Below are 13,639 nucleotides of genomic sequence, written 5' to 3'. Positions count from 1 at the left end.
CACTTGGTTCTAGAATCTAGCAGCCTCTGATCTGGATAAAATCAAGGCCGCAGGTGTCGAGATTACAGAACCTGATCTTGCGAAGTTCAAGGCCAAGATGGGCCCGGCATATGAACGCGTAAAAGCCTATGCCGGTGAAGAGAACATGAAGACTTTCATGGGATTTCTCGGGAAATAACACATTGGCCCAGTCGTTCAGACAGGGTGATTTCTTTGTGAAGAGGATGTGAAAGTCCTCTTCGCTTTTCCGCTCCCACCTTTTCAGAAAGTCCGAGACCATGCTTTCCCTGTTTGTGCTTCTTGCGCTTGTCGGGTTGATCATTTTTGGCGTCCCCATTGCTGTTTCCCTCGCGGTGACTGCTATCGGAACTTATTTAGCACTTGGTGAAACGTCGATCCTGACCATGTTGCCGCAACGCATGTATTCGGCCACAACATCCTTCACATTGCTGGCCATTCCCTTTTTCATTTTGGCTGGCAACCTGATGAATACCGGTGGCGTTACCGAACGCATCTTTCGATTTGCGGCAGCCCTTGTCGGCCATGTCCGGGGGGGATTGGGGCAAGTCAACGTAGTTGCCAGTTTGATCTTTTCAGGTATGTCAGGAGCTGCGGTTGCCGATGCAGCGGGCCTGGGCCAGGTCGAATTCAAATCGATGCGCGATCGCGGATATGATGAACGGTTCTCCGCTGCGATTACTGCGGCTTCTTCAACGATTGGCCCGGTGTTTCCCCCCAGCATTCCTTTTGTAATTTTTGCCAGCCTCACCGGCACATCGGTTGTAAAATTGTTTTTGGCCGGCGTTATTCCAGGTGTTTTAATGGCCCTGGCGTTGATGTGTGCCGTTTACCTGGTGGCCGTTATTCGCAAATTTCCGCGTGAAATGCGGGCCAGTTATCGCGAAATATGGGATTCCTTCAAAGGCGCATTCTTGCCGTTGGGAACCCCCTTCATCATCATCGCAGGCATCCTGAGTGGCATTTTCACGCCAACCGAAGCCGGTGTGACGGCAAGCTTCTATGCTGCTTTTCTTGGCCTGGTTGTCTATCGGGAGATCTCGTTCCAGGATTTGCCCCGCATTTTATGGGACACGTTGCTTCATACGGTGCGCGTCCTGTTCGTTATTGCTGCGGCCGGGTTCTTCGGCTGGCTGTTGATCCATCAGCGCGTTCCCAACACCGTTATCAATCTGCTGCTGTCGCTTTCCGACAATCCGACCGTAATTATGGCAATTATTGTCTTTATATTATTGGTCCTGGGTATGTTTCTGGAAGGGATTGCCGTTCTGGTAATTACCGTTCCCATATTTATGCCGATTATGCATACGCTTGGCGTCGACCCGATACAGTTTGGCGTCATCATGATCATGTGTTCGATGGTCGGACTGCTAACCCCCCCTGTCGGAATGGTGCTTTTTGCGGTTTCCAGTGTCACAGATGTCCCGATAGGACCACTGGTCCGTGAATTATGGCCCTATCTGCTTGGTATTATGTTCGTGCTGTTGCTCGTTGTTTGCATACCGGAAGTTTCAACATGGTTGCCTTCGTTAGTAATGGGAGGTGGTCGTTGATGAATATCCTGAACTCCATTGATCGTGCGCTTGGCATTGCTCTACGTACAATCACCATCACCTGTCTGGTGATTTTAATGTTCATTCTAGGCGGCAACGTTATCGCCCGGTTTACCAATTGGTTTTCACTGGGATGGTATGACGAAATCATTCAGCTGAGTTTTGCCTGGATGGTATTTTTTGGCGCCGCAGAACTTTGGCGGGAAAACCAGCATTTCCGAATTGACTGGCTTTTCTACACATTACCACGGGCCAAACGCCGCCTTCACACCTTCCTTGTTGCTCTCGTCAATATCCTGTTTCTGTCATTTCTGCTGTTTGAGGGCGCCTTTCTCGCACAGAAAAGCTCAGCTTCAACACCGATTTTAGGGCTTCCGGTTGCCCTTCTCTACTGCTGCGTACCCATAAGCGCGGCAATCATGCTGATTTACGCCATCACCGATCTTTTCCGGCACTCTCCTCGCTATGCTGACGAGATTCATGTCGTCGACGATCTCTGATCTCACAAAAAGGATTTTAACCATGATTTACGATCATCGTACATACACTTGCCGTCCTGGCACCATCGCCAAGCACCTTAAACTTTATGAAGATTCCGGTTGGCATATCCAGAAGAAACATCTGGGGGATCCGGTTGTTTATGCTGCAACCGAAACCGGAGATGTAAATTCCTATATTCATATTTGGGTCTATGACAGTGCATCAGATCGCGCGCAAAAGCGTGCCAACCTGAAAGCCGACCCGGAATGGCAAGCATATCTACAGAAGTCTGCTGAAGCGGGTTATCTGATCAGTCAGGTCAATAAAATCCTCATGCCGACTGCCTTTTTCCAGAGCTAAAAGCTCTGGCCGGTGCGATGGCCCTACAGGAAATTACACATTTAACGGGAAGGCGGCTGTTGGTGAAACGCCGCCTTTCGGCATATGGAACAAAATCCCGGCTGTTCGTGATGATCGCCTTAAATGTGCTCATCACAATATGTGCATGGGCGCGCACCGGGGCCACTATTCCAACCCCCAACATTTGGGAAACGCGCACAGGCTTCGTTTGCGTGCGCCGCCATCTAGGGCTCGTTATCGCCTAAATATTCAAGAAAATTCATGAATAATTGAGCCGCAGGACTGAGATCCCGGTCCGCTCGCTGCAAGATAGAAATTGGTCTTGTGACGATTGGCAACAAAGGACGTAAAGCAATCTGATCGTCGTTGGCAAATATCCGGCAGGCCAGTTCAGAGAGGACGCTAACGCCCAGACCATTACGAACCATACCAATCGTGGTTGGCACAAAGGAACATTCTATCGCACTGCCGACACCTTCGATTTTCAGGTTTTCGCGGACACTGGCACGTGTGTTTGAGCCTTTGGCACCCTCAATCAGCGTTTCTGATCGCAAGTCCTCCCAGTAAACAGTTTCCCGTTCTCCCAAAAAGTGCCCAGCGGGAAGAACCGCAATGAAACGATCTTCAAACAGCATTTTTGTTTTTAGATTGTTTTCTTCCTCGCCCGGGATACCGAACCCCAGATCAGCCTCACCGGATTTAACGGCTCTTGCAACTTCAGTGTTAAGGGCGTCGCGAACAGCAACCCGAATACCAGGGTATTCCGCCATGAATCTGCGTAACGCAGGCGCCACAATTTCAGAAATTGCTGACGGCAAAGAGGCGATAGACAGGTGACCAATACGCCCCTCGGCAAGGTCTCTGAGCTGCTGGGTTGCGCGCGATACATCGGTAAGAATACGACGGGCCTCGGGAATTAAAGCAAGCCCTGCCGGCGTCGGTTTTGCGCGACGAGATGTGCGGTCAAAAAGGGCAATTCCAACGATTTCTTCTGCCTGTCGAATGGTCGCACTAAGCGCTGGCTGGGTAACATTAAGTTCTGCCGCCGCCGCAGTTACCGAACCAGCTTCACTGATCGTTATAATTGCAATGAGATGTCGTGTTGAAAGTTGCTGCATACCCATAGATTTAATTTATGACAGAATAAAAAAAAACAATTTTTTTTATCAGTCAGTTTCTGGAATTGTAAAAAAAAAATCATAGGGAGGAACCAATCGATGAAACTACTATCAACTATCGCCGCAATGACTTTTCTTATTGCTGCAGGGTCAGCAACAGCAGAAACCCAATTGAATATGGGCGGGTCAACAACGACCTCGGCATTTTACCCGTATTATAGCGCCGTTGCGAATGGCATCACTGACCACGAACCAGACCTGAATGTCACCGTTGTCAGCACCGGAGGATTTTCTGCGAACTCGGTCCTTTTGCAGGAAGGCGAGCTTGATTTCGGGGGAATTTCGCCCGATCTCATCGCCGACGCTGAAGAACAAGGCTACAAAGGTTTCCGCGTGTTGTGGTGGACCCTTCCTGCCATCCAAAACATGATGGCAACAAAAGCAAGCGGTATCACCGATCTGGCTGGTTTTGAAGGGAATTGCTTTCATCCGGGCATGAATGGCTCATCTCAACAAACCAACATGCTACGCATCCTTAAGGCCCTGAATATTCACCCCAAACTCTACATGTCAGACAGTACAGATGCCATTAATGCACTGAAAAATGGCCGCTGCGATGGTCAAATGCGCGCCACGCAAGGACCGCGTCTCGACAGCGCCTCGGCAGAATTAAACCTTACAACGCCCTTGCGCCCCATCGGCTTTACAAAGGCAGAGATTGACAAAATCCATGAAACCCTGCCGTGGATGAGTTTTTACAATATGCCAGCCGGCATTACCGAAGGTTCAGAACCTTATACAGTCCACGCCATCTGGATCGGCTTTACCGCCACTGATCGTATGGACGAAGACATGGCCTACCAACTGGTCAAAGGCATGCTTGCCTCCACCAAGGCACAAACAGCCGCCCTTAGCGCAATCAACGGTGTCGACATCGCAAAACAGACACTGGAAGTATCGACATATCCTCTGCATGCCGGTGCAGTCCGGGCTTACAGGGAAGCAGGCTATCAGGTACCTGAGCGCCTGCTTCCCCCCGAGATGAAAAACTGAAGCCGGACTGAACTGATCATTCCAACATCACAGGGATAGCATCCGGATCTGTTGTCAAATGGCAACAGATCCGCGTGGAGAGGGACGAACGGATGAATACAACCGAACCAAGGTCCGGGGCCGAAACGCAAGAATACAAGCCTGGCAGTTTCAGCATTCGAACCATTGCAATATTCAGTTTATCAGCCGGGTTGATTGGCCTGACAGCCTGGGGAGCGGTTTTTGGCCAACTCCCCAATATTCAACACCGGGCCATCATATTATCGCTCATCGCCGGCCTTGCTGTCCTTTTAAGCCCCAGTCAGACGGGGCGAATTTGGGGACGTCTACTTGATATCGTAATGCTTCTTGCAATCCTGATCGCCTCAGGATGGGTTTATTGGAATTACTGGGATGTCATGATGAACCCGGTGGCGAACAGGCCTCAGGCAATTGTACTTGGCCTGGCGCTGGCAGCGGCCATTCTTGAGCTTTCCCGAAGAACAATCGGCTGGACCTTTGCCATTCTCGTTGGCGTGTTCGGGGCATATGCACTGTTTGGAGATATGCTTCCAGGGCGCCTCGGACATGGCGGTGTCAGCCTACGAATGCTGACCTCGATGCTTTACCTTTCAACAGATGGCATCTGGGGCCAGGTCTTTGACATTTTCTGCAGTTTTCTCGTCCTCTTCATCCTGTTTTCCGCCCTGATGATGGCAACGGGCGCCGGCGAAACGATGATGGACATTGCAAAACTTGTCGGCGGTCGCATGCGTGGCGGCCCGGCAAAAATCTCCGTGATTTCCTCGGCTATGGTGGGTTCGATGACAGGTTCATCCGTAACCAATGTTGCAATGACGGGCAGCTTCACTATCCCGATGATGAAACGCATGGGATACCGTCCAGAGGTTGCCGGTGGTATTGAGGCAACGGCATCTTCCGGAGGGCAAATCACACCGCCCCTGATGGGTGCGGGCCTGTTTCTAATGGCAGAATTCCTGAATATGCCCGTCGGGCACGTGATGGCTCTGGCACTGGTTCCCGCCATTCTGTTTTATACGGGGGTTCTGGCATCCGTTCATTTTGAAAGCGTACGTGCAAATGTCGGAACGCTTCCTGAAGAAGAAATGCCCGATGCTTCCCGGCTGAAAAAACCGTCGGTCTGGCTACCGCTTGCAGCACCTTTTTGTGTTCTGCTGTTCATGCTGCTTGCTGGATACGCGGTAAGTCTATCCATCCTGATGGCCTGCGTAACCCTCACCGTATTGTATCTGGCCCTCGGAGATTTGAGCCTGTCGAGCTTAAAGCGACGGGTGATGGATCTTGGTCACGCGGTTATGGAAGCCGCTTCACCACTCGTTACGCTTGGCACGCTCTGTGCTGCTGCTGGCGTATTAATCGGTGTCATCGGTTTTGTGGGAATTGGCGTGAAGTTTGGTGATGCCGTTTTGTCACTTTCAAATGGAAACCTGTTTCTCTCCCTTCTCCTTGCCGGCTTTGTGGTCATGGTCATCGGCATGGGGATGCCGACAACGGCAGCTTATGTTCTTGCGGTATCAACGATTTTAACTGCTTTGAATACCATCGGCATTGAACCGCTCCAGGCTCACATGTTTGTTTTCTATTTCGCGGTTCTCTCGGCCATCACACCCCCTGTCTGTTCTGCCGTCTTCGTCGCTGCGGGCCTGGCAAACGCATCCTGGTGGAAAACGGCTGTTCAAACCATGCGTTTTGCCGTGATCAAATACATGCTGCCATTTTTATTTGTCTTTCGCCCCGAGACTTTGCTTGAAGGAACAACACTGAATATCGTGCTGGCGCTTGCTGCATGCTTTATTGGAACAATCTCTCTATCTGCCGCTTTTTCCCGGTGGTTCCTCGGACCGTTGGGACGCACACTTCAAGGCGCCCTCATCCTCGGCGGCTTGATGCTGTTCTGGCCTTCTTTTGTGATTAACGGCCTCGGGGCAATCGTCGTTTTAATTGTCGCCTTCTGCAGCAAGACAAGCCATTCCGAAGTGGTGGCAGGAGAACAGGCGTGATTAATCTCCGCGACTTCTGCTCTTCCTTCATGTTGCCTTCTGGCGGACGGCTTTGGACCTCGACCACGCAAACCGGAACGAAACCTGTCGTGCTACTGGTCCACGGCGCATATCACGGGGCATGGTGTTATGCACAATGGATGCGTTACCTGTTGCAGGAAGGGTATCAGGTCGCTGCTGTGGACTGGCCGGGGCATGGTGGTCTTCCTGCCCCGACGGGATATGAAAGCATGGATATCCCGTATTTTGCAAAGGTTGTCGGCGAGTGCATTGACCAGTTGCCTGAGCGTCCGGTTGTCATTGGGCATTCTTTGGGGGCCCTCGTCCTCGCCGTTGCCGCAGAACACCGTGACGTCGCGGCGATGGCACTGCTTGCGCCCTCTCCTCCGGGCAATATGCCGGGCGTTGCTGCTGTATCCGAATTGCCGACGGGTAAACCTTACCCTCCCCCGTCGCTCAAACGTTTTCGCGATATTTACATGGGCGGAGCTGAAAATGCAGAAATGTGGTTGCCCTCATTGTGTTCTGAAAGTCCACGCGCATTAAATGACCGTTACAATCTGCGAATATCCGTAAAAGCCGGCCCTCCAAAAGGACTTGTCCTGGAAGCTGGACTGGAAGACCCGCTTCGTCACCCGGCGGGGCAGGATGAAGCAGTCGCTGCGTTCTTCGGATACGAATATCGCCATCTTCCCGATGCCCCTCATTGCATGATGCTCCATGATCCCGGCAACGCTGCTTACAAGGCCTTATCCAACTGGTTAAAGCAGTTTTGGATGAAGTCCGACCACAGGGGAAGCGCATTTGTTTAAGCGCCGGCCAAATGGCCGAAACAGTAATATTGCAGTCTCCACAAAGACATTTCTGTCGATTTAGAAAGAGTGGAAATTACCGTGACACAAACTGGAATTCCCTTCGTTTTCATGCGGGGGGGTACCTCACGCGGCCCATATTTCAGGCGTTCCGATTTACCAGAAGACCAAGACACCCTGGTAAAAGTTCTGCTCGCAACTATTGGCTCGGGCCACCCGTTAAACATTGACGGGATCGGTGGCGGAGCAGCAGTGACAACCAAAGTTGCAATGCTTTCGCCCTCCAATGATGAATGGGCAGATATTGATTATTTCTTTGCCCAGGTTTCAGTGGAGCACCAACTGGTAGATTTTAAGCCGACATGCGGAAACATTCTTTCCGCCGTGGGGCCGGCTGCAATTGAAATGAGCCTCGTTAAACCACAGGAAAACGAAACAGAAATCAGAATTCGGGCGGTAAATACAGGGGCACGGATATTAGCCCGTGTTCAAACACCTGCGCGGACACTGGTATATGGCGGAGATGTCACGATCGCTGGCGTCCCAGGCAGCGCAGCTCCGGTTGCATTGCAATTTATGGAAGTTGTAGGAAAGGTCACCGGAAGCTTTATCCCCACAGGCAATTTACGAGATACAATTGAGGGTATTGAAGTCACTTGTATGGATGTGGCGATGCCGATGGTAATTGCGCGGGCATCCGATTTCGGATTATCGGGCTATGAAAGTGCTTCCGAACTGGATCAAAACACTGAATTTTTTGCTCGAATGGAGCATATACGCCGCGAGGCCGCAAGAAAGATGGGGATGGGGGATGTTCGTCAATCGGTTACCCCGAAGTTTGGCCTTTTAGCACCGGCAAAAGCCAATGGCACCATTGCCGCCCGTTATTTCATGCCATGGAACACACATCCCAGTATGGCTGTTACCGGCGCGCAATGTTTGGCCGCGTGCGCTTTAACGCCAGGAAGTGTCGCTGACGGCCTACTGACCCGTCCCAACAGCAGTCCTGCAAACGTGGTGCTTGAGCACGCTTCTGGCACGATCGACGTTTTAGTCGACTTCGACCTGGCTGCAACCTTTACTCTTAAATCCGCTGGCATATTACGAACTGCCCGCAAACTGGCTGATGGCCGGATTTACGTTCCGTCTGTGATTTGGCAAGGTCATTGATCAAGGCTAATTAAAATCATCGTCCCGATATGTCGGACTTCAACAGAACCCATGCCAGTATGATGATCTGCGATCTGGGAACCTCCCTGTTCTGAACAATCTCTGCAACTGCCTCTACCACGTGCCTCTCGGCGTCCTCACTCACCCGCGTGCAGAAGAACTCGTCAGTTTGGAAGCGCACGCTTTGCTCGCTCCAATCAAGAGTCAAACGACCGCGCGCAAACGGGCTCTACGGGACGCCGCCAATATTCTCAGCTTTGCAGTATAGAAGCATTTCTCTCTCCTCCTCACCGTAGAGCAGCTTCACGTGGTTCTGCATGAAGACGAAGCGTTTCCATCCATTCGCCCGAGAGACAACGAAAATTTTCTAGAATTGCCCCGCATACATCAACGACACACCTATGTAACGGGCTTTACTCGCCTTGACGACACATGCAACCAATTGTCCGGCAACGGTGCCCGCCGAACCTGATGACCAGACCGGGTTCCGAACAAATCCGCCAACGCAACAGGGACTCCCATATTGTTGTTGCGCTTGATACCACTCTTCAACGCTACCTCGGCGCACGACCAGACATGAAATTCCGCCAATGTGAGCAGTAAAGCACTCAAAGAAGCGATGGAACAACTTAATAAACGGGTACCATTACGCGTTCCTGTCCTGCTAATTGGAGAAAGAGGTACAGGTAAAACAACATTGGCCAACAGTTGCATGCGGCCAGTTTCCGGCCAATTATGCCCTGCGTCTCATCTATAATAAGTAATAGTGGGCATTCTCGATGTTGGAATACCCACTGTTACTTATTACCGTGTAAATGAAGTGAATTTATCGTTGCGATCACCCAGCTTCCCGGAACTCGCGCAATTGGCCGATGCCTTCGGCAAGAGTGAAGCCGGTTTCATCCGGTTCAGGAATCTGTTGGATGCGGCAATAAGCCGTCAAGGTGTTATAAAGCAGGCAGGCAATTGTCATGGGACCAACACCGCCCGGTACGGGTGTAATCGCGCTGGCAACTGTGGCGGCAGATGCGAAATCAACATCGCCGACCAGCATTGTTTTGCCATCCTGGATAATACGGTTAATGCCCACATCAATCACGACGGCACCCGGCTTTAACCAGTTGCCGGGGATCAGCCCGGGTTTGCCAACGGCAACAATAACAATATCTGCCTGACGGCAATGATCGATCAGGTTTTCGGTGTATCGGTGCGCAATGGTCACCGTGCAATCATCGGCAAGCAGCAATTGCGCCATCGGTTTGCCAACAATGTTGGACCGGCCAATGACCAATGCATTTTTGCCCTTTAACGTGCCGAAATGTTCACGCAGCATCAGCGTGCATCCCAAGGGTGTGCAGGGCAACATTGCCTTCTGTCCACTTCCCAGCAGGCCGACATTGCGGGTGTGAAAGCCATCAACATCCTTTTCCGGTGCAATGGCGTTAATGACATTATCGCTGTTGATATGTGCAGGCAGCGGCAATTGCACCAGAATGCCGTGAATATCGACATCCTGATTAAGGGTCGCGATCAGCGAGAGCAATTCATCCTCGCCAATGGTGGCAGGCAGACGGTGCTGAAAGGATGCCATGCCGGCTTCGCGGGTTTTGCGGCCCTTATTGCGCACATAAACTTCGGATGCCGGGTCTTCCCCCACCAGAATGGTGGCGAGGCCGGGCACACTGCCCCGCCCTGCATCCTGCTGAATTTGCCACACCTGTTCGCGAACAAAATCGTGAATGCGCTGGGCAAATTCCTTTCCGTCGATAATAGCTGCCATTGCTAAAGAACCTTGGAAAGAAATTCGGCCGTGCGCGGGTCGCTGGCCTGCGAGAAAAATTCTGCCGGGGGCGCATGTTCAACAATTACGCCCTTATCGGTGAAATAGACATGGTCCGCCGCCTCACGCGCAAAGCCCATTTCATGGGTTACCAGAATGCAGGTCATACCGTCTTCGGCCACCTTGCGAACGGCCGAAAGGACTTCCTTGACCATTTCCGGGTCAAGTGCGGCTGTAACCTCGTCAAACAGGATGACTTCGGGTTCCATGCAAAGCGCACGAGCAATGGCAACACGTTGTTGCTGCCCACCTGAAAGTTCACCCGGATAGGAATTAGCCTTATCGGGCAGGCGCATATCCGCCAGAAGCTTTTGCGCGCGGTCTTCAACTTCGCGACGCGGTTGCTTTAGGACCTGAATGGGGGCCATGGCAACGTTTTCCAGCACGGTTTTGTGGGGGAACAGGTTATACTGCTGAAACACCATACCAACACGATGGCGCAGTTTGACCTGGTCAAGTTCCGGGTCACTGACCGTGATATCGCCAACCTTGATCGTGCCCTTATTAACCGGCGTCAGGCCGTTGATCGTACGCAAAATCGTTGATTTACCCGAACCGGACGGGCCGATAATGGCAACGACCTCACCTTTGCAGATATCCATATCAATGCCACGCAGCACCTCGAAGGCACCAAAGGATTTGTGAACGCCCCGAAGGGAAATCAATGGCTGAGAATTGGGAGAAATAGTCATATCAGCACCTCATTTCGTGCGGAAGCGTCGTTCAAGCACCAACGAGAGGCGATTGATCGGCCAGGTATAAAGAAAGAACATTGCCAGAAGCGCTGCATACATCGGGATCAGCACGCGGGAATCACTTTGTGCCTGAACGGCGGCCTGGGTGCGGCCCAGTGCTTCCTCTACCCCGACAATCATGGAAAGCGGCGTTGCGGTTAACAGCAAAGCATACAGGTTCATCCAGGGCGGGATCATGCGGGTCAGGCATTGCGGCAGGATAATGCGAAAAAGCGTTGCCTTGCGGCTGTAACCCAGTGCTTCGGCAGCTTCCCACTGTCCGCGCGGTACAGATTTAACTGCCCCGCGCACAATTTCCGAGAAATTGGCTGCCACCGGAAAGGAAAAGCCGATGGTGGCGCGAAGCCAGCTTGGCAGTTCAATGGTGATGCCTGCGATATTGACCTGATAAGGCATCAGGAAAATGCAGTAAAACAACAAAACCAGCCACGGCGCATTACGAAACAACTGGGTCAGCAATTTGGATGGCAGGCCGATTGTGAAATTGAGCGAAAGCTGGCCCAGCCCCAGAAAAGTACCAACTGCCGTGCCAATGACAATGGCAAGCAGGCTCATCAGGATGTTCATCACAAAGCCCTGCAGGACAAACGGCATCCATTCAAGGATCTGAAGATACAGGTTTGATGTGGTCATTGGTTGTCTCCCAGACCAAAGCCCGGCAAGCGCATCACGGCTTCCACCCGGTTGATGATAAAGACAACAGCCCCGGTCAGAACCAGATAGATGACGAGCATGACATTCATCATTTCGATAGTGTTGAGCGAGTCTGACCAGATCTGGTTTGAAACATATAAAAGTTCCGCAACACCAACGGCATAGGCAACTGTTGTTGCCTTGGTCAGATCAACCAGGTTGTTTGACAACGAGGCAAACGAGAACCTGAGTGCCAGTGGGACAGTGACAGCGAAAAAGGCCTGTCTACGATTATAACCAAGGGCGAACGCCGCTTCCTCGTAGGAGCCATGAACTGCCCCTACCCCGGCGCGGAATGTTTCAACGTTAAAAGCCCCGGCATAAAGCGATAGCGAAATGACCGCCCAGCTGAAACTGCCCAGCAGGGGTTCGGGCAGGCCCAGTTCGTTCTGGCCGACCGGCATGATGCTGCCGATGGCAAAATAGAAGAAATACATCTGCACGATCAGCGGTGTGTTGCGAAAAAGGGCAACATAACTGCGTACAAGAAAGCCGGGAAAAGCCCGCCCTGATGTTAAAATGGCGGTACCGATCGCTCCGATAATGATCGAGAAAAAGGTGCTGGCGAGAATGAGCAAAACCGTATTGCCCAGCCCTGTAATGAAACGTTCAAAGTCAAACGCATCATAGAAAATAGTCAGATTGATCCCCGAATTCGCCAGTTCGCGGAAGAAAGTCTGAATGTCAGTAATCATATCCGATACTCTGCTACGTCCGGCGTCCAATGACGCCGGACCAATGCGGGCTTACGATCAGTTGATGTGATCTTTCAGCGCTTCATGCATTTTGATCAGATAGGCGGAGTTTTTGATGCCATTATCGGCTTCAAGTTTAAGCAACGTGCCATCTCGGTGCATCTGGGCAACCATGCCTGCAACAAAATAGCCAAAGGGTGAAAACTGATCATCATGACGAACAGCCATGCCCCAGGGGGTCTCGGCCATCACGGGCAGCGGCATCTGGTAATCGGCCCATTGTTCCTTTGACAAGCGGACATTAATCTGGTTGTCATCTTCAAGAAGGCCGATGCAACGCCCTTGTTTCATCGCGGCTTCGGTTTCCGCCGTGCCGGCAAAAGCCAGAATTTTAACGCCGAATTCCTGCTGTGCGGGTTTGTTGTACCATGCGCCCTGAACAGCACACACAGTCTGACCGGAAATCTGTTTCCATTCGGTTGCCTTGATGGTTTTGGGCAGTAACACCGAATAACCCGACGAATAATAGTTGGGGTGCACAAACGAAACGATCTTGCGACGATCCGCCGTATCGGATGCCGAAGCGATCATAAGGTCGATCTGTCCCTGGGCAAGAAATTCAAACCGGTTGGCGGAGGTGACCTTCACGAATTCCGCCTTGACCCCCAGTCCATCGGCAATTTTTTTGCCGATATCGACTTCCATTCCCATAAAGCTGCCATCCGAGGCGCGATAGGACCAGGGCACATAATCGTCCTTGGTGCCGATTTTCAAAGTGCCCGCTGCTTTGACGCGGCAAAGTGTGTCGTCTCCACATTCAAGTGACTGAGCAGACGCGGCCGTGCTGATGAATGCAACGCATGCGGCAAGCGCAAGTGCTTTTAGGTTGATCATGTTATACCCCTGATAATTCCTTGGTGATAAACGTGGCTTTAATCGCCGCGATCCGTTCTCTTGGCTTGTTATTATTATGAGCGGAGAGAAATGCCTTTAACGGATTTGACTGTCCCTAAACTTGCCGGTTGCTTCAATTGGAATTCCCTAGTAGTAGTGGAATTACTGATTTTCATT

14 protein-coding genes are annotated in these 13,639 nt (G+C 51.6%); 8 read left to right on the top strand and 6 right to left on the bottom strand.

What is annotated here, in order from left to right:
• Positions 1-278: 278 nt before the first annotated feature.
• Genes THS27_RS23045 through THS27_RS23035 form a run of 3 tightly spaced genes read left to right on the top strand, consistent with a single transcriptional unit; the run spans position 279 to position 2,411 of the window.
• The gene (locus tag THS27_RS23045) at positions 279-1,571 is read left to right on the top strand and encodes a TRAP transporter large permease (RefSeq protein WP_085594898.1); all 1,293 of its coding nucleotides are present in this window, start codon (positions 279-281) and stop codon (positions 1,569-1,571) included.
• Complete coding sequence (locus THS27_RS23040; RefSeq protein ID WP_168184983.1) at positions 1,571-2,071, top strand: TRAP transporter small permease; 501 nt, start codon at positions 1,571-1,573, stop codon at positions 2,069-2,071. Before THS27_RS23045 ends, THS27_RS23040 begins: the two co-directional genes overlap by 1 nt.
• Complete coding sequence (locus tag THS27_RS23035) at positions 2,052-2,411, top strand: NIPSNAP family protein (protein WP_246833078.1); 360 nt, start codon at positions 2,052-2,054, stop codon at positions 2,409-2,411. Before THS27_RS23040 ends, THS27_RS23035 begins: the two co-directional genes overlap by 20 nt.
• A 224-nt stretch (positions 2,412-2,635) precedes the next feature.
• Here the strand turns inward: THS27_RS23035 and THS27_RS23030 are convergent, their stop codons facing one another.
• Entirely contained in the window at positions 2,636-3,535 is a 900-nt protein-coding gene (locus THS27_RS23030; protein WP_085594893.1) for a LysR family transcriptional regulator, read from the bottom strand.
• A gap of 93 nt (positions 3,536-3,628) precedes the next feature.
• On the opposite strand from THS27_RS23030, the gene THS27_RS23025 reads away from it, so the two are divergent.
• From THS27_RS23025 to THS27_RS27775, 5 genes are all read left to right on the top strand, one after another.
• Positions 3,629-4,582, top strand: a complete 954-nt coding sequence (locus tag THS27_RS23025) for a TAXI family TRAP transporter solute-binding subunit (RefSeq protein ID WP_085594891.1) — start codon at positions 3,629-3,631, stop codon at positions 4,580-4,582.
• Positions 4,583-4,674: 92 nt separating this feature from the next.
• Positions 4,675-6,603 (top strand): TRAP transporter fused permease subunit, encoded by a 1,929-nt coding sequence (locus THS27_RS23020; protein ID WP_085594889.1) that lies wholly within the window; start codon positions 4,675-4,677, stop codon positions 6,601-6,603.
• Positions 6,600-7,415: an alpha/beta hydrolase gene (locus THS27_RS23015; RefSeq protein ID WP_085594887.1), complete on the top strand. Its 816-nt coding sequence runs from the start codon at positions 6,600-6,602 to the stop codon at positions 7,413-7,415. The genes THS27_RS23020 and THS27_RS23015 overlap by 4 nt, the downstream gene beginning before the upstream one ends.
• 81 nt (positions 7,416-7,496) lie before the next feature.
• Positions 7,497-8,585 (top strand): 4-oxalomesaconate tautomerase, encoded by a 1,089-nt coding sequence (locus THS27_RS23010; RefSeq protein ID WP_085594885.1) that lies wholly within the window; start codon positions 7,497-7,499, stop codon positions 8,583-8,585.
• Between the two features lie 592 nt (positions 8,586-9,177).
• The gene (locus tag THS27_RS27775) at positions 9,178-9,342 is read left to right on the top strand and encodes a sigma 54-interacting transcriptional regulator (RefSeq protein WP_210402990.1); all 165 of its coding nucleotides are present in this window, start codon (positions 9,178-9,180) and stop codon (positions 9,340-9,342) included.
• Positions 9,343-9,423: 81 nt separating this feature from the next.
• On the opposite strand, the gene folD is transcribed toward THS27_RS27775, so the two are convergent.
• From folD to THS27_RS22980, 5 genes are read right to left on the bottom strand one after another with little or no spacing between them, the layout of a single operon-like run.
• Complete coding sequence (gene folD / locus THS27_RS23000) at positions 9,424-10,365, bottom strand: bifunctional methylenetetrahydrofolate dehydrogenase/methenyltetrahydrofolate cyclohydrolase FolD (RefSeq protein WP_085594881.1); 942 nt, start codon at positions 10,363-10,365, stop codon at positions 9,424-9,426.
• Between the two features lie 2 nt (positions 10,366-10,367).
• Complete coding sequence (locus THS27_RS22995; RefSeq protein WP_085594879.1) at positions 10,368-11,117, bottom strand: amino acid ABC transporter ATP-binding protein; 750 nt, start codon at positions 11,115-11,117, stop codon at positions 10,368-10,370.
• Positions 11,118-11,126: 9 nt separating this feature from the next.
• Positions 11,127-11,813: an amino acid ABC transporter permease gene (locus tag THS27_RS22990; protein WP_085594877.1), complete on the bottom strand. Its 687-nt coding sequence runs from the start codon at positions 11,811-11,813 to the stop codon at positions 11,127-11,129.
• Entirely contained in the window at positions 11,810-12,568 is a 759-nt protein-coding gene (locus tag THS27_RS22985; RefSeq protein ID WP_085594875.1) for an amino acid ABC transporter permease, read from the bottom strand. The genes THS27_RS22990 and THS27_RS22985 overlap by 4 nt, the downstream gene beginning before the upstream one ends.
• A gap of 57 nt (positions 12,569-12,625) precedes the next feature.
• A complete protein-coding gene (locus THS27_RS22980; RefSeq protein ID WP_085594873.1) occupies positions 12,626-13,462 on the bottom strand; it encodes a transporter substrate-binding domain-containing protein in 837 nt (278 codons plus the stop codon).
• Positions 13,463-13,639 lie beyond the last annotated feature (177 nt).

The organism is Thalassospira sp. MCCC 1A01428 (genome assembly GCF_002115825.1).
GTDB lineage: Bacteria > Pseudomonadota > Alphaproteobacteria > Rhodospirillales > Thalassospiraceae > Thalassospira.
Note: the sequence above shows the minus strand (reverse complement) of the source record. Positions and strands in the feature narration are given on the sequence as shown.